This window comes from Pseudomonas sp. J452 (assembly GCF_024666525.1).
Classification (GTDB): domain Bacteria; phylum Pseudomonadota; class Gammaproteobacteria; order Pseudomonadales; family Pseudomonadaceae; genus Aquipseudomonas.
Genome location: NZ_CP088294.1, coordinates 763,424 through 783,275 on the forward strand (window position 1 = coordinate 763,424; position 19,852 = coordinate 783,275).

Sequence of the window (19,852 nt, forward strand, 5' to 3'; positions counted from 1 at the left end):
ATAAAAAACCCCGCAATCGCGGGGTTTTTTATTGGGTGAGAGATCAGCCGTTGAACACGTCATCCACCGACTGCAGCGGATAGTGCTTCGGATACGGCAGGGTAGCTACGCCGCTTTCAATAGCAGCCTTGGCCACCGCATCGCATACGACAGTAATCAGACGCACATCCATCGGCTTCGGAATGATGTACTCACGACCAAAGGACAGCGAAATACCGCCGTAGGCATCGCAGACTTCCTGCGGCACCGGCAGCTTGGCCAGTTCACGCAAGGCATTGGCAGCAGCGATCTTCATTTCTTCGTTGATGCGGGTCGCGCGAACATCAAGCGCACCACGGAAGATGAAGGGGAAGCCGAGCACGTTGTTGACCTGGTTCGGGTAGTCCGAACGACCAGTCGCCATGATCACATCCGGGCGCGCCTCGCGGGCCAGCTCCGGCTTGATTTCCGGATCCGGGTTGGAGCAGGCGAACACGATAGGGTCACGCGCCATGCGCTTGAGGTCTTCAGGGCTAAGCAGGTTGGCCCCAGACAGACCGACGAACACATCGGCACCATCCAGCGCTTCGGACAGGGTGCGCTTGTCAGTCTGATGAGCGAACACCGCCTTGTACTGATTGAGGTCGTCGCGCGCGGCATGGATCACGCCCTTGCGGTCGAGCATGAAGATGTTCTCGACCTTGGCGCCCATGCTGACCAGCAGCTTCATGCAGGAGATGGCGGCAGCACCGGCACCGAGGCAGACGATCTTGGCTTCCGGCAAGGTCTTGCCGGCGATTTCCAGGGCGTTGAGCATGCCGGCCGCGGTGACAATGGCGGTGCCGTGCTGGTCATCGTGGAATACCGGGATATCGCACTGCTCGATCAGCGTACGCTCGATCTCGAAGCACTCGGGTGCCTTGATGTCTTCGAGGTTGATCCCGCCGAAGGTGATGGAGATACGACGCACGGTGTCGATGAAGGCCTGCGGGCTCTCGGACTCGACTTCGATGTCGAACACGTCGATACCGGCGAAGCGCTTGAACAGCACGCCCTTGCCTTCCATCACCGGCTTGGAGGCCAGCGGGCCGAGGTTGCCCAGACCGAGAATGGCGGTTCCATCGGAGATCACTGCCACCAGGTTACCCTTGCCGGTGTAGCGATAAGCCAGTTCGGCATCGCGGGCAATTTCGCGCACCGGCTCAGCCACACCCGGGCTGTAGGCCAGGGACAAATCGCGGGCGGTGGCGGTGGGCTTGGTCAGTTCCACGCTCAGTTTGCCCGGACGGGGATGAGCGTGGTACTCGAGAGCGGCAGTTTTCAGATCAGACATGTTGGCTATTTCCGCTTTTGCTGTGAAACGCAGGCGAGCGAGCATACGCAAGAAGGCATCGCCCCACAAGCCGAGCCGCGGGGGCTGCGACCGCCTACCGCACCGTTTTCAGCCAGTCACCGGGGCTCGGTTGCCCCTCTGGATAGAGGCCATTGAGCAGGCGCAAACGCACCAACTGATCGCCCTCGCCACTCATCTTCTTGCTCAGCTCATCCAGACTCTGACCCGCCTTGAACTGCTGCAGGCGCAGGCGACGCGGCTCGCTCAAGGCCTGCTCCTGCGCCTGCAAGGGCCGGAAGCTGCGCACCACCTCAAGGAAACGCTCATCCTCGCTTTCCAGGGAGGCATGCCCCTTGACCGCGCCGATAAACAGAAAGGCCTGGCGTTCACGCGCGATCACCGCCACGCGCTTGGCCGCCGTGCCTGGCACTACGGCCGTCGCGACATCCAGGCCAGCCTGGCGGAAGTTGTTTTGCTGCACCAACTGCTGACGCCCGGCACGCTGCTGCAGGTACTGCTCGGCGCTCAGCGTCTTGGGCAGTGGCTCCAGACTCATGACCACGAACGCCTGCTGATCGGCGCTGTGCACGATCAGCGCATCGGCGCGATTGATCAGCTCCCAGCCCTGCGGGAAGGCCAGGGTGAAATCCAGACCTGAATGGTAGAAACGCTGGCCACGACGCACGCCGGCCTCGGCCGAATCGCCGAAGGGCATCCCCTCGATATGCTTCAGGTAGACATCCCGGCCGACTTCGCCCTGCCCGGTGGCCAGCGGACTGGCAGCGGCCACCACCTGACGCAGACGTGTATCGTTGTCCGGGTGGGTATCGAACAGACCATGGTAGCCCGCCGGCGGTACCTCCTGCCCCTTGGCCTGAGCCTGGTCGCGGGCGAAGTCTTCCTGGCTCTTGAGCACCTTGACCACTTCGATCATCGCCTGCGGGTCATAGCCGCTACGCGCCAGGTACTGGGCGCCGAGACCGTCTGCCTCCAGCTCCATGTCGCGGCCGTAACCACTGACAAAGGCCCCACCCAGGGCATTGGTCAGATCGCCCGCGGCGCCGACGCCGGTGCCGATGGCCACGGCCTGACCGAGCAGCCCCCAGGCGGTCGACTGGCTCTGCTGGCGCACGCTGTGACGCGCCGTGACATGGCCGACTTCATGGCCGAGCACTGCTGCCAGCTCGGCTTCCGAACTGAGATAGGCCATCAGCCCGCGGTGAATGTAGATATGCCCGCCCGGCAGGGCGAAGGCATTGATGTCCGGACTGTCGATCACCGTGAAGCTGTACTTCAGATAGCTGCGATGGCCGTAGCGGGCAACGCGCTCGCCGACCCGCTGGACATAGGCCTGCAGCTTCTCGTCGGCATAGCGCGGGTACTGCTTGCGGATCTCTTCGTTGTAGCGCTGGCCCAGCTCGATTTCCTGCTGCTCGCTCATCATCACGAAGTCATTGCGTCCGGTCGCCGGATTGACCGCACAACCCACCAACTGACCCAGCAACAACAGCAGCAACGCAACACGCACAATCATGGCAACACCTCAAGCATGGCCGCATGGCTGAGCGACAACATCCAGCGTGCCTGCCCCGGTTTTACGCCGCCCTGGCGCGCCCGGTCAACCACCCAGCCGCGCACCTCGACCTGACGCCCGTCGAGGCGCTGCAGGGCCTCGACATCAAAATAGCGCAACAGCTTGGGCGCCACCCGCAGCACCAGCGGACCGTCGAGTTCGAGCCACAGCCCACCGCGATTGCGCTGCACGCTCACCACGCGCCCGCGCACCAAGGCGAAGCCGCCTCGTTTGACTGCCTGCGGAGTGATCAACTGAGCCTGTCGCCACAGCCCGAGCCGCGCGCTGCGCGCCTGGCGCTCAGCCACCTGCTGACAGTCGACCAAGCCACTATCCGGAGCGAACGCCACCCGATAGGCCAGGCCCTCGGCCAGCAGCTGCGCTTCCAGATTACCCCCAGCGGCATCGTAGGCATGGGCCAGGGTGCGCCCGTAGTGATCGCGCGCCGGGTCACCCTGGCGCAGGCCGACCCGCCCGTCATTGGCCGCGACCAACGCCTGCAAACGCTTACGCGCCGCCTCGGCGAAAGGCTCGGCCGGACGCCCGTCGCGAGCGCGCTCGGGCGCATTCAGGCCGATAAGGCGCACACTGCGGCCATCGGCCAGGCGCAGGGTGTCGCCGTCCACCACCCGCTCGACCTTGGCCTGCGGCAGCTTGCCTGGCGCAGGGCAGAACGCCCATACCGGAGCAATCAGGAAGACGGAAACGAAAAAGGCGCCCACTAGGGACGCCTTTTTCAGCAGCGCGGAATAACCCATCAGGTCTTCCGTGGCAGCTCGGCCGCTTACTTGGCGCCGAACATGCCGAAGCGCTGCTTGAAGCGATCAACACGGCCGCCGGTATCCAGCATTTTCTGCTTGCCGGTGTAGAACGGGTGGCACTCGGAGCAGACGTCCAGGCTCATCGGCTTGCACAGGGTGGAACGGGTCTTGATCACGTTGCCACAGCTGCAGCTTGCAACCATTTCTTCGTACTGCGGATGGATATCGGCTTTCATCGTGTTTTCCTCGGTTTAAGTGTGCCGCCACTTGGCTTGCTGCCAAGTACCGCACGGAAATAGGCCGCGGATCATACCAGAGCACGCCATCCGCGCAAGCCACCGGCCCGTCAGGGCGACGTGTGGCCGTGTTAGCATCGCCGCGTTCACTGGGAGCCTGCTGTGCCCGACACCATTCTACGCCTCGCCCTGCCCTCGCCGCTGCGCCGTCTGTTCGACTACCGCGCCCCCGCCGGCGTGCCGCGCAGCGCCCTGCAGCCGGGTATGCGCCTGCGCGTGCCGTTCGGTCGCCGCGAGATGATCGGCGTGCTGATCGAAGTGGTCGAGCACAGCGAAGTGCCCCTGGACAAGCTCAAGCCGGCCCTGGAACTGCTCGACCGCCGCACGCCGCTGCCACCAGCACTGTTCAAGCTGTGTTTATGGACCGCTCAGTACTACCAGCACAGCCTCGGCGACACCCTGAGTTGGGCCCTGCCAGTGTTACTGCGTCAGGGCGAGCCGGCCGAAGCGCGCCAGGAGCGCTTCTGGCACGCAGCCCCAGACGCCGACCTCAATGACCCGCGCCTGACCCGCGCACCACGCCAGCGCGAAGCCCTGCGCACCCTGGCCCAGCACCCGCATGGCGTGGCGCATAGCCTGCTGAGCAAACTACTACTGAACAAGGACAGCCTCGACCTGCTGCTGGAAAAGGATCTGGTGCAGGTCGAAGTGCGCCGCAGCGCGCCCCTGGTGCGTCATGGTGGCTGGCTGGCACAGCCGGAACTGCCGCTCAACGCCGAGCAGCGCGCCGCCTTCGCCGCTATCCAGTCGGGCATGGACGACTTCGGCGCCTTCCTGCTGTATGGCGTTACCGGCAGCGGCAAGACCGAGGTCTACCTGCAGCTGATCCACCAGTGCCTGGAAGCCGGCAAGCAGGCACTGGTGCTGATCCCGGAGATCAACCTGGGGCCGCAGACCCTGGAGCGCTTCGCCCGCCGCTTCAATGCACGCATCGCCCTGCTGCACTCCGGGATCAACGACCGCGAGCGCCTGGACGCCTGGCTGGCGGCGCGCGATGGCGAGGCGGATATCGTCATTGGTACCCGCTCGGCACTGTTCACCCCGCTGAAGAGTCCCGGGCTGATCATCATCGACGAGGAGCACGACGCCTCCTATAAGCAGCAGGAAGGCCTGCGCTACCACGCCCGCGACCTGGCCCTGGTGCGCGCCCGCCAGGAGAACCTGCCGATCGTCCTCGGCTCCGCCACGCCATCCCTGGAAAGCCTGCACAACGCCCATGCCGGCCGCTACGCCCTGCTCAAGCTCAACCAGCGCGCCGGCGGCGCCCAGCCACCGCGCTTCCTGCGCCTGGACGTGAAGAGCCTGCCGCTCGACTCCGGCATCTCCGGCCCGCTGCAACAGGCCATCGGCCAGACCCTGGCCGCCGGCCAGCAAGTGCTGGTGTTTCTCAACCGCCGCGGCTTCGCCCCGACCCTGCTGTGTCACGACTGCGGCTGGATCAGCCAGTGCCAGCGCTGCGATGCACGGATGACCCTACACCAACGCTCCGGCGAGCTGCGCTGTCACCACTGCGGGCATGCCGAACGCCCGCCACGGCAGTGCCCGGACTGTGGCAAGGTCGACCTGCGCCCGGTCGGCGCCGGCACCGAGCGCGCCGAGGAGCGCCTGAACATCCTCTTCCCCAGCTTCCCGGTGCTGCGCATCGACCGTGACACCACGGCGCGCAAGGGCAGCATGGACAAGCTGTTCAGCACCATCAGCCGTGGCGAACCGTGCATCCTGGTCGGCACGCAGATGCTGGCCAAGGGGCACCACTTCCCGCGCGTCACCCTGGTAGCGATCCTCGACGCCGACGGCGGCCTGTACTCGGCGGATTTTCGCGCCAGCGAGCGCATGGCCCAGCTGATCGTCCAGGTCGCAGGCCGCGCCGGGCGCGCCGAGGAGCCGGGCAAGGTAATCATCCAGTCGCACCTGGCCGACCACCCGCTGCTGGTCCAGCTCACCGAGCAGGGCTATCCGGCCTTCGCCGAGCAGGCCCTGAGCGAGCGCCGTGGCGCCGGCCTGCCGCCCTTCGCCCACCTCGCCCTGCTGCGCGCCGAAGCGCACAAGCCGGGCCAGGCCGAAGGCTTCCTGGATGAGGCCTGCAGCTACGCCGAACAGCTGCAGCAGGAACTGCGCCTGCCCGCCATCGAGCTGCTCGGCCCTGTGCCGGCACCGATGGAACGCCGCGCCGGCCGCCATCGCGCCCAGCTGCTGCTGCAATCCAGCAGCCGCGTACCGCTGCACAAGCTGCTGGCCGCCTGGCTGCCGATTCTCGAGGCGATGCCGGGCGGCCGTGCCGTGCGCTGGTCGCTGGATGTCGACCCGATCGACCTGTTCTGAGGCTCAATCTTGTGCTGCCCGACAGGCTTAGCAGGCTGTTGAAAAACTACCTGCGTTGCCATCGCGGCGTTAAAAACAGGCTCAAAATGCTCATTTACAGCTCGTAAACTGCGCTTTTTCGCCTGTTTTTGCCTTGCGCTGGCTGCCTCGCCAACGTTTTTCAACAGCCTGCTAGCCCGGATGAAATCCGGGGCACAAACCTCCCGGATTTCATCCGGGCTACGGGCAAAGCTTGAAGCACTGCCCTCCAGCCGCGGATAATGCCCAGTTTTCGACCAGCCGCGGCCGACCGAGCAGACCATGAAAGACAACATTCGCCACCTGATCCAGCAAGCCCTGACCCGCCTCACCGCCGAGGGCGTGCTGCCCGAGGGCCTGAGCCCGGTGATCCAGGTGGAGAACACCAAGGACAAGAGCAACGGTGACTTCGCCAGCAACATCGCCATGATGCTGGCCAAACCGGCCGGCATGAAGCCGCGCGAGCTGGCAGAGAAACTGGTCGCCGCGTTGCCGGCCGATGCCGAAGTGAGCAAGGTGGACATCGCCGGCCCCGGCTTCCTCAACTTCTTCCAGAACAGCGATGCCCTGGCCCAGCGCCTGGAAGCGGCGCTGGCCGACGCCCAGCTCGGCGTGCGCAAGGCCGGCCCGGCGCAGCGCGTGGTGGTCGACCTGTCGGCGCCCAACCTAGCCAAGGAAATGCACGTCGGCCACCTGCGCTCGACCATCATCGGCGACGGCGTGGCGCGCGTGCTGGAGTTCCTCGGCGACACAGTGATCCGGCAGAACCACGTCGGCGACTGGGGCACTCAGTTCGGCATGCTGCTGGCCTATATGCAGGAAAACCCGGCGGCCGCCGAAAGCGAGCTGGCCGACCTGGAGAACTTCTACCGCGCGGCGAAGAAGCGCTTCGACGAGTCGCCCGAATTTGCCGACCGCGCCCGCGAGCTGGTGGTCCAGCTGCAGGCTGGCGACGCCGAGTGCCTGCGCCTGTGGCACCGTTTCAACGACATCTCCCTGAGCCACTGCCAGGCCCTGTACGACCGCCTCGGCGTCAAGCTGAGCATGGCCGACGTGAAAGGCGAGAGCGCCTACAACGACGACCTGGCCAACGTGGTCGCCGACCTCAAGGCCAAGGGCCTGCTCAGCGAAAGCGACGGCGCCCAGTGCGTGTTCATGGACGAGTTCAAGAATGCCGAAGGCAACCCGCTACCGCTGATCGTGCAGAAGGCCGGCGGCGGCTACCTGTACGCCACCACCGACCTGGCCGCCACCCGCTACCGGGCCAACGTGCTGAAGGCTGACCGCGCCCTGTACTTCGTCGATCAGCGTCAGGCCCTGCACTTCCAGATGGTCTTCAGCGCCGCGCGCCTGGCCGGCTTCGTCCCCGCCGACATGCAGCTCGAGCACATGGGCTTCGGCACCATGAACGGCGCCGATGGCCGCCCGTTCAAGACCCGCGATGGCGGCACGGTGAAGCTGGTCGATCTGATCAACGAAGCCGAAGAGCGTGCCTACGCCCTGGTCAAGGGCAAGAACCCCGAGCTGGACGAAGCCGAGCTGCGCCAGATCGCCCGCGCCGTGGGCGTCGGCGCGGTGAAATACGCCGACCTGTCCAAGCACCGCACCAGCGACTACAGCTTCAACTTCGAGCTGATGCTGAGCTTCGAGGGCAACACCGCGCCCTACCTGCTGTACGCCTACACCCGCGTGGCCAGCGTATTCCGCAAGCTGGGCAAGAGCGTCGAGGAAATCGGCGGGCAGATCCGCCTGGGCGCCGAGCAGGAGCAGGCCCTGGCCGGCAAGCTGGCGCAGTTCGCCGATGTCCTCAACGGCATCGCCGACAAGGGCACCCCGCACCTGCTGTGCGCCTACCTGTATGACCTGGCCGGGCTGTTCTCCAGCTTCTACGAGAACTGCCCGATCCTCAGTGCCGAGGACGAGGCCGTGCGCAACAGCCGCCTGCGCCTGGCTGCGCTGACCGGCCGCACCCTCAAGCAGGGCCTGCAGCTGCTCGGCCTGGACACCCTGGAGCGTATGTAAGTGGCAGCGAAGAAGAAGCCAGCCCCCAAGCGCGGCGCCAGTCGCTACCAGGCCCCGGCGAAAAGCCCGGTACCGGGTTGGGTGTGGCTGGCCTGCGGCCTGGTGATCGGCGGTTTCATGGTGTTCCTGTTCAGCCTCGAACCGGGCCGCGATGACGTCAAGCGCGCCAAACCCGAAGACGCCCAGCGCCCGAGCGGCGCGCAGACCACGACTCAGGCCAAGCCACAAAGCAAGCCAGAAGCAGTCAAGCCCAAGTACGACTTCTACACCCTATTGCCGGAATCCGAGGTCATCGTGCCGCCGGAGGCCCTGCCGACCGAAAAACAGGCCGCCGAAAGCAAACCGGTCACCCCGGAAGAAGCAGCGAAGATCGACGCCGCCCGCGCCGAAGCCCTGCTCAATGGCCAGACCCCGCCACCACCGCCGGTCATCGCCAAGGCGCCAACCAGAACCCTGTTCTTCCTCCAGGCCGGCTCGTTCCGCAAACAGGACGATGCCGACAAGGTGCGCGCGCAGATCATCCTGCTCGGCCAGAACGTGCAAGTGGAATCCGGCACGGTGCGCGAGGAAACCTGGTACCGCGTACTGGTCGGCCCGTACGCCAACCGCGAGCAGCTGGCCAGCGCACAGAAACAGCTGGCCGGCAGCGGCTTCAGCAATCTGCTGTTACAGCAACGCCAGTCGCGTTGATCGCCAATTTGTGAGCGGCCGGTTGAAAAGCCGGGCCGTTCACCCCATCTGATTCTCCATCCGGGCAACTTCGCCCCGCTGCGTGGAGACTCTCCCCTTGACCACCATCGTTTCAGTGCGCCGCAACGGCAAAGTCGTCATGGGCGGCGACGGCCAAGTATCGCTCGGCAATACCGTGATGAAAGGCAACGCCAAGAAAGTCCGGCGCCTCTATCACGGTCAGGTGCTGGCCGGCTTCGCTGGCGCCACCGCCGATGCCTTCACCCTGTTCGAGCGCTTCGAAGGCCAGTTGGAGAAACACCAGGGCCATCTGGTGCGTGCCGCCGTCGAGCTGGCCAAGGACTGGCGTACCGACCGTAGTCTGAGCCGCCTGGAAGCGATGCTGGCGGTGGCCAACAAGGATGCCTCGCTGATCATCACCGGCAACGGTGACGTAGTCGAACCCGAGCATGGCCTGATCGCAATGGGCTCCGGCGGCGGCTTCGCCCAGGCCGCAGCCATGGCCCTGCTGCAGAAAACCGATCTCTCCGCCCGTGAAATCACCGAAACCGCATTGAACATTGCCGGCTCCATCTGTGTCTTCACTAACCAGAACCTGACTATCGAAGAAGAAGACTGCGCTGAATAAGCACGGCTTCTGCTGGAGTAACGCTGCATGTCCATGACGCCCCGCGAGATCGTTTCCGAGCTCAACCGCCACATCATCGGCCAGGACGACGCCAAGCGCGCCGTGGCCATCGCCCTGCGCAACCGCTGGCGGCGCATGCAGCTGCCGGCCGAGCTGCGCCAGGAAGTCACGCCGAAGAACATCCTGATGATCGGTCCTACCGGCGTCGGCAAGACCGAGATCGCCCGCCGTCTGGCCAAGCTGGCCAACGCACCGTTCATCAAGGTGGAAGCGACTAAATTCACCGAAGTCGGCTATGTCGGCCGTGACGTCGAGTCGATCATCCGCGACCTCGCCGACGCCGCCATCAAGCTGCTGCGCGAGCAGGAGATCGTCCGCGTCCAGCACCGTGCCGAAGACGCCGCCGAGGAGCGCATCCTCGATGCCCTGCTGCCGCCGGCGCGCACTGGTTTCAACGAAGACCCAGCACCCAGCCAGGATTCCAACACCCGCCAGCTGTTCCGCAAGCGCCTGCGCGAAGGCCAGCTGGACGACAAGGAAATCGATATCGAGGTTGCCGAGCAAGCAGCCGGCGTCGAGATCATGACCCCACCCGGCATGGAGGAGATGACCAACCAGCTGCAAAGCCTGTTCGCCAACCTCGGCAAGGGCAAGAAGAAGAGCCGCAAGCTCAAGGTCAAGGAAGCCCTCAAGCTGGTGCGCGACGAGGAAGCCGCGCGCCTGGTCAACGAGGAAGAACTCAAGGCCAAGGCCCTGGAAGCGGTGGAACAGAACGGCATCGTATTCATCGACGAAATCGACAAGGTCGCCAAGCGCGGCAATGTCGGCGGCGCCGATGTGTCGCGCGAAGGTGTGCAGCGCGACCTGCTGCCGCTGATCGAAGGCTGCACGGTCAACACCAAGCTGGGCATGGTCAAGACCGATCACATTCTGTTCATCGCCTCCGGCGCCTTCCACCTGAGCAAGCCGAGCGACCTGGTGCCCGAGCTGCAGGGCCGCCTGCCGATCCGCGTCGAGCTCAAGGCCCTGTCGCCCGAAGACTTCGAGCGCATCCTCACCGAGCCGCACGCCTCGTTGACCGAGCAATACGCCGCGCTGTTGAACACCGAAGGCCTGGGTATCGAGTTCCTCGCCGACGGCATCAAGCGCATCGCCGAGATCGCCTGGCAGGTCAACGAGAAGACCGAGAACATCGGTGCACGCCGCCTGCACACCCTGCTCGAACGCCTGCTCGAAGAAGTCTCCTTCAGCGCCGGTGACCTCGCCGGCCAGCAGAACGGCGAACCGATCCGCATCGACGCCGCCTACGTCAACAGCCACCTCGGCGAGCTGGCGCAGAACGAAGACCTGTCGCGCTATATCCTCTGATGGCAGCGGGTGGATAATGCCCAGCGTTATCCACCCGTTACTCGGAAGCACCGCCATGCGCATGCCCACCGCGATCAAACTGCACAAGGCGTCGAAGACCCTCGAGCTGCAGTACGACGCACAGAGCTATACCCTGAGCGCCGAATTCCTCCGCGTGCACTCGCCCTCGGCCGAGGTGCAGGGTCACGGCAAACCCATCCTGCAAACCGGCAAGCTCGACGTCGGCCTGAGCAGCCTGGAGCCGGCTGGCAACTACGCACTGAAACTGTGCTTCGACGACGGCCATGACAGCGGATTGTTCACCTGGGACTATCTTTATCAACTGGCGACCCGCCACGACGAACTCTGGGCCGACTACCTCGCGCAACTGGCCAAGGCCGGAAAAAGTCGCGATGCGAACGAGTCCATCGTCAAGCTGATGCTCTAGATCGCGCCTGCCGTCATACGCGTTACATGGTTAGGGCGCACTTTCTAATGCACCCGGGCATACTGCCGCGCGCCGTGCAATCAGGATTAGCGAACTTGCGCAAAAGCAGAAACTCGGGTAACCAAGGAACTGGCAGGTTCCATGCATTTGGCAAAGCCAAATGTTGAGAAATCGCGGAGAACTTCCGCAACCGGTAACCCGAGCAGTACCAGCCCCTCGCCCTGTGTCAGCGTGCAGGTATTCGTCTCAGGACAATGGAGCGTCGTAGATGAGCAACAAGAACAACGAAGATTTGAAACAGCAGGCCTCGGAAAGCACCTTGGGTCTCAACCCGGTAATTGGCTTGCGTGGCAAGGACATCCTCAGCTCTGCCCGCATGGTGCTCTCCCAGGCACTGAAGCAACCGTTCCACAGCGCCAAACATGCCACCCATTTCGTCTTCGAGCTGAAGAACGTTCTGCTCGGTCAATCGGAACTGACCCCCGAGGAAGGCGACCGTCGTTTCGCCGACCCGGCCTGGAGTCAGAACCCGCTGTACCGCCGCTACCTGCAGACCTACCTGGCCTGGCGCAAGGAACTGCATGAGTGGATCGAGGACAGCAACCTCACCGAGCAGGACACCAGCCGCGGTCACTTCGTCATCAACCTGATGACCGAAGCTATGGCACCGACCAACAGCATGGCCAACCCGGCCGCAGTCAAGCGCTTCTTCGAGACCGGCGGCAAGAGCCTGCTCGACGGCCTGTCGCACCTGGCCAAGGACATCGTGCACAACGGTGGCATGCCCAGCCAGGTCAACATGGATGCCTTCGAAGTCGGCAAGAACCTCGCCACCAGCGACGGTGCCGTGGTGTTTCGCAACGACCTGCTGGAACTGATCCAGTACAAGCCGATCACCGAGCAGGTGCAGGAGCGCCCGCTGCTGGTGGTGCCGCCGCAGATCAACAAGTACTACGTGTTCGACCTGTCGCAGGAAAAGAGCGTCGCGCGCTTCCTTCTGCGCAACGGCATCCAGACCTTCGTGGTCAGCTGGCGCAACCCGACCAAGGCCCAGCGCGAGTGGGGCCTGTCGAGCTACATCGAGGCGCTCAAGGAAGCCATCGAGGTGGTCCTGTCGATCACCGGCAGCAAGGACGTGAACATGCTCGGCGCCTGCTCCGGCGGCCTGACCACCGCCTCCCTGCTCGGCCACTATGCCGCCATCGGCGAGCAGAAGGTGCATGCCCTGACCCTGCTGGTCAGCGTGCTCGACACCAAACTGGACACCCAGGTCGCGCTGTTCGCCGACGAAAAAACCCTCGAGGCTGCCAAGCGCCGTTCCTACCAGTCCGGCGTACTGGAAGGCAGCGACATGGCCAAGGTGTTCGCCTGGATGCGTCCGAACGACCTGATCTGGAACTACTGGGTCAACAACTACCTGCTCGGCAACGAGCCGCCGGTGTTCGATATCCTCTACTGGAACAACGACACCACGCGCCTGCCGGCCGCCCTGCACGGCGAATTCATCGAGATGTTCAAGACCAACCCGCTGACTCGCGCCGGTGCGCTGGAAGTCTGCGGTACGCCGATCGACCTCAAGCAGGTCACCTGCGACCTGTTCTGCCTGGCCGGCACCACCGACCACATCACCCCGTGGGACGCTTGCTACAAGTCGGCGCACCTGTTCGGCGGCAAGGTTGACTTCGTGCTATCCAACAGCGGGCATATCCAGAGCATTCTCAACCCGCCAGGCAACCCCAAGGCCCGCTACATGACCAACACCGAGATGCCGCTTGACCCGCGCGCCTGGCAGGCCAGCGCGACCAAGCACGCTGACTCCTGGTGGCTGCACTGGCAGACCTGGCTGGCCGATCGCTCGGGCAAACTGAAGAAGTCGCCTAGCAGCCTCGGTAACAAGGCTTATCAGCCTGGCGAAGCAGCGCCCGGCACTTATGTACACGAGCGCTAAGCATTTGCTGCACGCCATTACCAACAACAGCACCACTTGCACCGCTGCACCTTGCGCAGTACTGCCCGCGGCACCTGGAAGTGCCGCTCACCGCTCCGGCGCCGTATGGCCGGAGCAGTGCCTGCCCACCCTCCCGGTGGGTCACTGGAGAGCCGCGTTGGATGTCGGCTCGCCACGGATCAAACCATAGGGCTCAGCGCATGCCGCAACCTTTCGCATTCCGTACCATCGAACTGGATGGCCAAACCATCCGCACGGCGGTCCGTCCCGGCAACAGCAAGCTCACGCCATTGCTGATCTTCAACGGCATTGGCGCCAACCTCGAGTTGGTCATGCCTTTCGTCCAGGCCCTCGACCCGGAACTGGAAGTCATCGCCTTCGATGTGCCCGGCGTCGGCGGCTCGTCGACACCGAACACGCCTTATCGCTTCCCCGGTCTGGCCAAGCTGGCCGCACGCATGCTCGACTACCTGGACTACGGCCAGGTCAACGCCATCGGCGTGTCCTGGGGTGGCGCACTGGCCCAGCAGTTTGCCCACGACTATCCCGAGCGCTGCAAGAAGCTGGTGCTGGCCGCCACCTCCGCAGGCGCCGTAATGGTGCCCGGCAAGCCCAAGGTGCTCTGGCGCATGGCCAGCCCGCGCCGCTATATCCAGCCGTCGTACGGCGTGCATATCGCCCCGGATATCTACGGCGGCGCCTTCCGTCGCGACCCCAAGCTAGCCCTGGCGCACGCCAGCAAGGTCCGCTCGGGCGGCAAGATGGGCTACTACTGGCAGCTGTTCGCCGGCCTCGGCTGGACCAGCATCCATTGGCTACATCGAATCAAGCAGCCTACGCTGGTACTGGCCGGCGATGACGACCCGCTGATTCCGCTGGTCAACATGCGTCTGCTGGCGTGGCGCATCCCCAACTCGGAATTCCACATCATCGACGATGGCCACCTGTTCCTGGTGACCCGTGCCGAGGCCGTGGCGCCGATCATCATGAAGTTCCTCGAGGAAGAACGGCGACGCGCCGTGATGCACCCGCAACCCACGCCTATTCGCGGTCACTGATCGCACAACTGTAGTGCTGCCCCGGCAGGCTTGCCCCCACACAGGGCCCCGCCGGACTAAACGGATGTTCGCGCGGCAGTCTGGAATGCCTTCCGGCGCGCCTTGGTACAAGCCTTGCTGTCATTAGCGTGACAGTTTGACGACGGAGCCTGCCCCATGCGTGAAAAGACTGCACCGGGATCCTTGCCGGTACCCGCAAACTTCATGAACGCGCAAAGTGCCATGGTTGGCCTGCGCGGCCGTGACCTGTTCTCCACCCTGCGCACCCTGGCCTTCCAGGGCTTGCGCCAGCCCGTGCACAGCGCTCGCCACGCCCTTGCGTTCGGCAAACAGCTCGGCCGTGTGATGCTGGGTGACACGCTGCACAAACCCAACCCGCAGGACGCCCGTTTCAGCGATCCGACCTGGCAGCTCAACCCGTTCTACAGCCGTAGCCTGCAGGCCTACCTGACCTGGCAGAAACAGCTCAAGGCATGGATCGACGAGAGCGACCTGTCGCCGGATGACCGCACCCGCGCGCACTTCCTGTTCTCGCTGCTCAACGACGCCATCGCCCCCTCCAACAGCCTGCTCAATCCGCAGGCGATCAAGGAGCTGTTCAATACCGGTGGCAGCAGCGTGCTGCGCGGTGCGCGGCATATGCTCGACGACCTGCTGCACAACAGCGGGCTGCCCAGCCAGGTCAGCAAGCAGGCCTTCGAGGTCGGCCGCAACCTGGCCACCACCAACGGCGCTGTGGTGTTCCGCAGTGAAATGCTGGAGCTGATTCACTACAAGCCGATGAGCGAAAAGCAGTTCGCCACGCCGCTGCTGATCGTCCCGCCGCAGATCAACAAGTACTACATTTTCGATCTCAGCCCGGAAAAGAGCTTCATCCAGTACTGCCTGAAGAATGACCTGCAGACCTTCGCCATCAGCTGGCGCAACCCGGACGCGCGCCATCGCGAGTGGGGCCTGTCGAGCTACGTGCAGGCCCTCGAAGAAGCCAGCGAAGTGTGCCGCGCGATTACCGGCAGCAAAGAGGTCAACCTGATCGGCGCCTGCGCCGGCGGCCTGACCATCGCGGCCCTGCAAGGCCACCTGCAGGCCAAGAAACAGCTGCGCAAGATCGGCTGCGCCACTTACCTGGTCAGCCTGCTGGACAGCCAGGTCGACAGCCCGGCAATGCTGTTCGCCGATGAACAAACCCTGGAGTCGGCCAAGCGCCGCTCCTACCAGAGCGGCGTGCTGGATGGCCGCGACATGGCCCGGGTGTTCGCCTGGATGCGCCCCAATGACCTGATCTGGAACTACTGGGTCAACAACTACCTGCTCGGCAAGGAGCCGCCAGCGTTCGACATCCTGTTCTGGAACAACGACAACACCCGCCTGCCGGCGGCCCTGCACGGCGACCTGCTGGAACTGTTCAAGCACAACCCGCTGACCCGCAGCGGCGCCATGGAAATTTGCGGCACCCCCATCGACATGAGCAAGGTCAACCTGGACAGCTTCAGTGTGGCCGGCATCAACGACCACATCACGCCCTGGGAGTCGGTGTATCGCTCGGCCTTGCTGCTGGGCGGCAGCAGTCGCTTCGTACTGTCCAACAGCGGGCATATCCAGAGCATCCTCAACCCGCCGGGCAACCCCAAAGCCACCTTCATGGAAAACGGCAAGCTCAGCTCCGATCACCGCGCCTGGTACTACGACGCGAAGAAACTTGAAGGCAGCTGGTGGCCCGCGTGGCTGGAGTGGATTCAGCAGCGCTCGGGTGAGCGGCGCGAGACCCAGGTCGCCATCGGCAACAGCAAGTACCCCGCCATGGAAGCCGCACCCGGCACCTATGTGCATATACGCTGAAGCACAGTGAAAACGACTGGCCGGGCAGCGCTCGGCCGGTTATCGTCGAAGCCCCGCGGCCATAAAATGCTCATGGAATGAAGACTCGCGACCGCATACTCGAATGCGCCCTGACCCTGTTCAACCAGGAGGGCGAACCCAACGTCTCCACCCTCGAAATCGCCAATGAAATGGGCATCAGCCCAGGCAATCTGTATTACCACTTCCATGGCAAGGAGCCGGTGATTCTGGAGCTGTTCGAGCGCTTCCAGAACGATATGGCGCCGCTGCTGGATCCGCCGCTGGATGTCGAACTGGGCGCCGAGGACTACTGGCTGTTCCTGCACCTGATCGTCGAACGCCTGGCGCAGTACCGCTTCTTCTTCCAGGACCTGTCCAACCTGGCCGGACGCCTGCCCAAGCTGGCCCGCGGCATTCGCCAGTGGCTCAACCAGCTCAAGCGCACCCTGGCCACCCTGCTGGCCCGCCTCAAGGCCGAAGGCCAGCTGCTCAGCGAAACCCAGTCTCTCGGTCAACTGGTCGAGCAGATCACCCTGACTCTGCTGTTCTCCCTCGACTACCAGCGCATCGTCGGTGCCGATGGTGAAGTGCGCCTGGTGGTCTACCAGATCATGATGCTGGTCGCGCCCCACCTCACCCCAGGCTCACGCCACGCCGCCGAACATATCGCCCAGCGCTACCTGCAAGCCTGAAATGCAAACGCCCGGCACTAGGCCGGGCGCTATCAAGCTAGAAGCCCTGCAGTTGCTAACTGCCCCTACTAAATCAACAGTCTGTTCCCACACTTATTCCCACACTTTGGCGTTGCGTGCCCCATCGGTTTGGGGTTGGTCATAGCCTAGGATCAGCCAGCCGACCAGCTCCCCAGATACCAGGGCAGCACCAGCTCGCCTACGGTACTGCGACTGCAATACCCCATCACCATGCCACCCCCAGCGGCTCCAGCAGCGCACGCAGGGTTAATCCATGCCAGCGCCAGCAGATCAGCCGGCATGCTTCCTGCGACCTCTTGGGCGGCCTCGCCATGCGGGCAGAAAATAGCGGTCGCGCGCGCGCGCGAGATACCACTGCCCAGAGGTTCGGGTGCTCCAGCGGGGGAACGCTGCGCCGATGCGCCGCTGGTGTTTGGCGCTGCGCCGTTACTGTTTGGCGCAATGGCGCAAGCATATCCATGCGCTGCGCCATTGCGCTGGGGGGTTACGTACTTCGTCAGCGGTACGGGTTTTGTCGGCCCATATGGGTTGCAGCACTTTTAGGACGTGCTCGGTCTGAATATCAGTGGCAGCCAGCTTGCCCAGCACGGGGAAGGCGTAACGCTCCATTTTTGAGCGCCAGCCTTGCAGCCATTCCGCCGACCATTGCGCGCCATGGGCGGCGATGTAGTCCGTGGTCAGTTTCTCGAAGGTGACGCTGCGGGCCAGTCGCTGGCGCTGGGCTTCTTGCTGGCGCTCCCGCTCAGCATCACGGGCGGCCATGGGGTCAGTACCGGAAGCCATCAAACGGCGCTGCTCAGCCACAGCCAGGCGGGCGGCTTTAAGGCTGATCTCGGGATAGCTCCCCAAGCCCATATCGCGGCGTTTACCCGCGAACTGATAGCGCAACACCCAGGACTTGCCGCCTGCCGCTTTCACAACAAGCCGCAAGCCGTCGCCGTCTTCATAGCTGCCAGGCTCGCTCAGGTTTTCCACTTGCTTGGGGTTTAGCTTTGCCACATCGCCCTCCACGGGTGTGGGAACGGCATCTGTTCCCACACTTGTTCCCACACTTTCGCCCCGGATGGTGGCTTATTTGAGTGGGCATCAGTGGACGGATAATAGGCTGCAAGCCTCGTAGAATCTAGGCTCAACCGGAAAGCAGTGGAAGGCACCAGAAACGCAAACGCCCGGCACTAGGCCGGGCGTTTGTGGTGCTGAGCGGAAACTCAGGACGGGGTAGCAGGTGCTACCGGAGCAGCTACCGGAGCCGCAGCAGCTGCGGGTGCAGCGGCCGGAGCAACAGGCTTGGCAGCGGCCGGCTTGGCGGCAGCTTTCGGTGCAGCCGGCTTCTTCGCTACTGCCGGCTTGGCAGCCGGTTTCGCAACAGGCTTGGCAGCAGCTTTGGCGACCGGCTTGGCAGCCGGTTTAGCCGCAGGCTTGGCAGCAGCTTTGGCAACCGGCTTGGCGGCTGGTTTAGCTGCAGGCTTGGCGGCAACTTTGGCAGCTGGCTTGGCGACCGACTTCACCGATACACCGGTGAGCTTCTCGATCTGCTTGGTCAGGGTGTCGACCTTGGCCTGCAGCGCCTTCACTTCGTTGCGGCTCGGCACACCGAGGCGGGAGATCGCACTGTTCAGACGCTTGTCAAAAGCCTCTTCCAGTTCGTTCCACTTGCCCAGGGCCTTGTCTTTGACTTCGTCGACTTTCGACTTGGCCGAACCGACAGTGGAGTCGACGGTGGTTTTCACCGCGCCCAGCTGCTTGTCGACTTCAGTCTTGGCTTGTTTCTCGGCTTTCTCGCCATCCTTGACCAGACCGTCGAACAGCTTGGTGCCGTCCTTGCTGACCTTGGAATAGGCGCCGAGGCCAGCCAGCCAGATCTGCCGCGAGTACTTCTCGATCTCGCCGATCCAGGAACTGGTTTCCTTCTTCGCCACTGGCTTCTTAGCTGCGGGTTTTGCAGCGGTAGGTTTTTTAACAGCCATCCTGCCTCTCCTTATTGGGTACGCGCGACACGTTCAAGCAATGCATTCAACTCGTCCAGCTTAGCAGAGAGTGCCTCAACGTCTTGCTTGGAGGGAATACCCATGCGGTTCAGCGCGCTGGCAACACGATTGTCGAACGCTTTTTCGACCTTATCGAGCTGCACTTCAACTTTCTCTTTAACGCCAAAAACGCTGGTCTTGACGCTTTCCAGCTGAGTAGTGATCTGGCTGTTGGCAGCTTCGACCTGCTCGTTCACCAGCTTCTTGCCTTGCTTCTCGACGCCTTCACCGGCCTTGACCAGTTCTTTGAAGTAGTCAGCACCTTCCTGGCCTGCCTTGACATAGGCACCCAGACCGGCCAGCCAGACCTTGTGGGCGTAGGCCTTCACATCGGTCAGGACGGTAGCTTTGCTTTCGACTTCGGCTTGCTTCTTAACGACGGCTTTAGTGGCCATGGGGCACCTCACGCTCAAAGTGATGGAAAGTTGGTCCTTTCGCAGGACTTGAGCTCAAGGTAGGGAGAAAAATTAGAAATCACATACTAGGTGGCGAAATAGATTGTCCACCCTGGCTTTCAAGCCTGCAGATGTTTGTCCAGGGTGTCTTCAATTTCGCGCTTGATGGTGCCGCCCAGGGCCGACAGCAGCAGGCCGAGGTTGAGTTTGACGCGCACCTGATCGGCACTCACTTCGATAGTGCCGTCAGCGCCACTGCGTTTGAACTCCAGGGTGTCGCCGGCCCAGCGGTATTTCACGTCGTATTCGCGCGCCAGGCGCTCGGCGAGCATCTCGGCTTTTTCGCGAGCGGCTTCGCGGCCAAGGGAATGGGAACGTTCGACGGTGATACGGGCCATGCACAACTCCGACAGCGACCTGGTGTCGCACGACTATACCGCGCCGCCTGGCGCCAA

At 63.6% G+C, this 19,852-nt stretch carries 18 protein-coding genes; 10 read left to right on the forward strand and 8 right to left on the reverse strand.

The features are described 5' to 3' along the window. Positions 1–43 precede the first annotated feature (43 nt). From LRS11_RS03375 to rpmE, 4 genes are all read right to left on the reverse strand, one after another. On the reverse strand, positions 44–1,312 hold the full coding sequence (locus LRS11_RS03375) for a malic enzyme-like NAD(P)-binding protein (RefSeq protein WP_260495514.1): 1,269 nt from the start codon (positions 1,310–1,312) through the stop codon (positions 44–46). A 94-nt stretch (positions 1,313–1,406) separates the two neighbouring features. Further along, on the reverse strand, positions 1,407–2,840 hold the full coding sequence (locus LRS11_RS03380; RefSeq protein ID WP_260496851.1) for a M48 family metalloprotease: 1,434 nt from the start codon (positions 2,838–2,840) through the stop codon (positions 1,407–1,409). 2 nt (positions 2,841–2,842) lie between these two features. Then, positions 2,843–3,643 (reverse strand): thermonuclease family protein, encoded by an 801-nt coding sequence (locus LRS11_RS03385; RefSeq protein WP_260495515.1) that lies wholly within the window; start codon positions 3,641–3,643, stop codon positions 2,843–2,845. 26 nt (positions 3,644–3,669) lie between these two features. Next, a complete protein-coding gene (gene rpmE / locus LRS11_RS03390; RefSeq protein ID WP_260495516.1) occupies positions 3,670–3,882 on the reverse strand; it encodes a 50S ribosomal protein L31 in 213 nt (70 codons plus the stop codon). A 162-nt stretch (positions 3,883–4,044) separates the two neighbouring features. On the opposite strand from rpmE, the gene LRS11_RS03395 reads away from it, so the two are divergent. From LRS11_RS03395 to LRS11_RS03440, 10 genes are all read left to right on the forward strand, one after another. Next, positions 4,045–6,264 carry a primosomal protein N' gene (locus tag LRS11_RS03395; RefSeq protein ID WP_260495517.1) on the forward strand — a complete coding sequence of 740 codons (2,220 nt, stop codon included), beginning with the start codon at positions 4,045–4,047 and terminating at the stop codon, positions 6,262–6,264. A 300-nt stretch (positions 6,265–6,564) separates the two neighbouring features. Then, on the forward strand, positions 6,565–8,304 hold the full coding sequence (argS, locus tag LRS11_RS03400) for an arginine--tRNA ligase (protein ID WP_260495518.1): 1,740 nt from the start codon (positions 6,565–6,567) through the stop codon (positions 8,302–8,304). Then, positions 8,305–8,994 carry an SPOR domain-containing protein gene (locus LRS11_RS03405; protein ID WP_260495519.1) on the forward strand — a complete coding sequence of 230 codons (690 nt, stop codon included), beginning with the start codon at positions 8,305–8,307 and terminating at the stop codon, positions 8,992–8,994. Between the two features lie 97 nt (positions 8,995–9,091). After that, positions 9,092–9,622 (forward strand): ATP-dependent protease subunit HslV, encoded by a 531-nt coding sequence (gene hslV, locus LRS11_RS03410; protein ID WP_160492516.1) that lies wholly within the window; start codon positions 9,092–9,094, stop codon positions 9,620–9,622. 27 nt (positions 9,623–9,649) lie between these two features. Further along, positions 9,650–10,990 (forward strand): HslU--HslV peptidase ATPase subunit, encoded by a 1,341-nt coding sequence (gene hslU / locus LRS11_RS03415; RefSeq protein ID WP_260495520.1) that lies wholly within the window; start codon positions 9,650–9,652, stop codon positions 10,988–10,990. Positions 10,991–11,045: 55 nt separating this feature from the next. Then, positions 11,046–11,417, forward strand: a complete 372-nt coding sequence (locus LRS11_RS03420; protein WP_260495521.1) for a DUF971 domain-containing protein — start codon at positions 11,046–11,048, stop codon at positions 11,415–11,417. A gap of 268 nt (positions 11,418–11,685) precedes the next feature. Then, the gene (gene phaC / locus LRS11_RS03425; RefSeq protein ID WP_260495522.1) at positions 11,686–13,365 is read left to right on the forward strand and encodes a class II poly(R)-hydroxyalkanoic acid synthase; all 1,680 of its coding nucleotides are present in this window, start codon (positions 11,686–11,688) and stop codon (positions 13,363–13,365) included. Between the two features lie 200 nt (positions 13,366–13,565). Next, on the forward strand, positions 13,566–14,423 hold the full coding sequence (gene phaZ, locus LRS11_RS03430; RefSeq protein ID WP_182832251.1) for a poly(3-hydroxyalkanoate) depolymerase: 858 nt from the start codon (positions 13,566–13,568) through the stop codon (positions 14,421–14,423). A 156-nt stretch (positions 14,424–14,579) separates the two neighbouring features. After that, positions 14,580–16,262: a class II poly(R)-hydroxyalkanoic acid synthase gene (gene phaC, locus LRS11_RS03435; RefSeq protein WP_260495523.1), complete on the forward strand. Its 1,683-nt coding sequence runs from the start codon at positions 14,580–14,582 to the stop codon at positions 16,260–16,262. Positions 16,263–16,339: 77 nt separating this feature from the next. Further along, on the forward strand, positions 16,340–16,954 hold the full coding sequence (locus LRS11_RS03440; RefSeq protein ID WP_260495524.1) for a TetR/AcrR family transcriptional regulator: 615 nt from the start codon (positions 16,340–16,342) through the stop codon (positions 16,952–16,954). A 447-nt stretch (positions 16,955–17,401) separates the two neighbouring features. Here LRS11_RS03440 and LRS11_RS03445 read toward each other — a convergent pair whose 3' ends face one another. From LRS11_RS03445 to LRS11_RS03460, 4 genes are all read right to left on the reverse strand, one after another. Continuing rightward, entirely contained in the window at positions 17,402–17,974 is a 573-nt protein-coding gene (locus LRS11_RS03445; protein ID WP_260495525.1) for an integrase arm-type DNA-binding domain-containing protein, read from the reverse strand. Positions 17,975–18,183: 209 nt separating this feature from the next. Further along, positions 18,184–18,942 carry a phasin family protein gene (locus LRS11_RS03450; RefSeq protein WP_260495526.1) on the reverse strand — a complete coding sequence of 253 codons (759 nt, stop codon included), beginning with the start codon at positions 18,940–18,942 and terminating at the stop codon, positions 18,184–18,186. An 11-nt stretch (positions 18,943–18,953) separates the two neighbouring features. Further along, positions 18,954–19,397, reverse strand: coding sequence for a phasin family protein (locus tag LRS11_RS03455; protein WP_260495527.1), 444 nt, complete (start codon positions 19,395–19,397; stop codon positions 18,954–18,956). A 119-nt stretch (positions 19,398–19,516) separates the two neighbouring features. After that, entirely contained in the window at positions 19,517–19,795 is a 279-nt protein-coding gene (locus tag LRS11_RS03460; protein WP_160078213.1) for a polyhydroxyalkanoic acid system family protein, read from the reverse strand. Between the last annotated feature and the right edge of the window lie 57 nt (positions 19,796–19,852).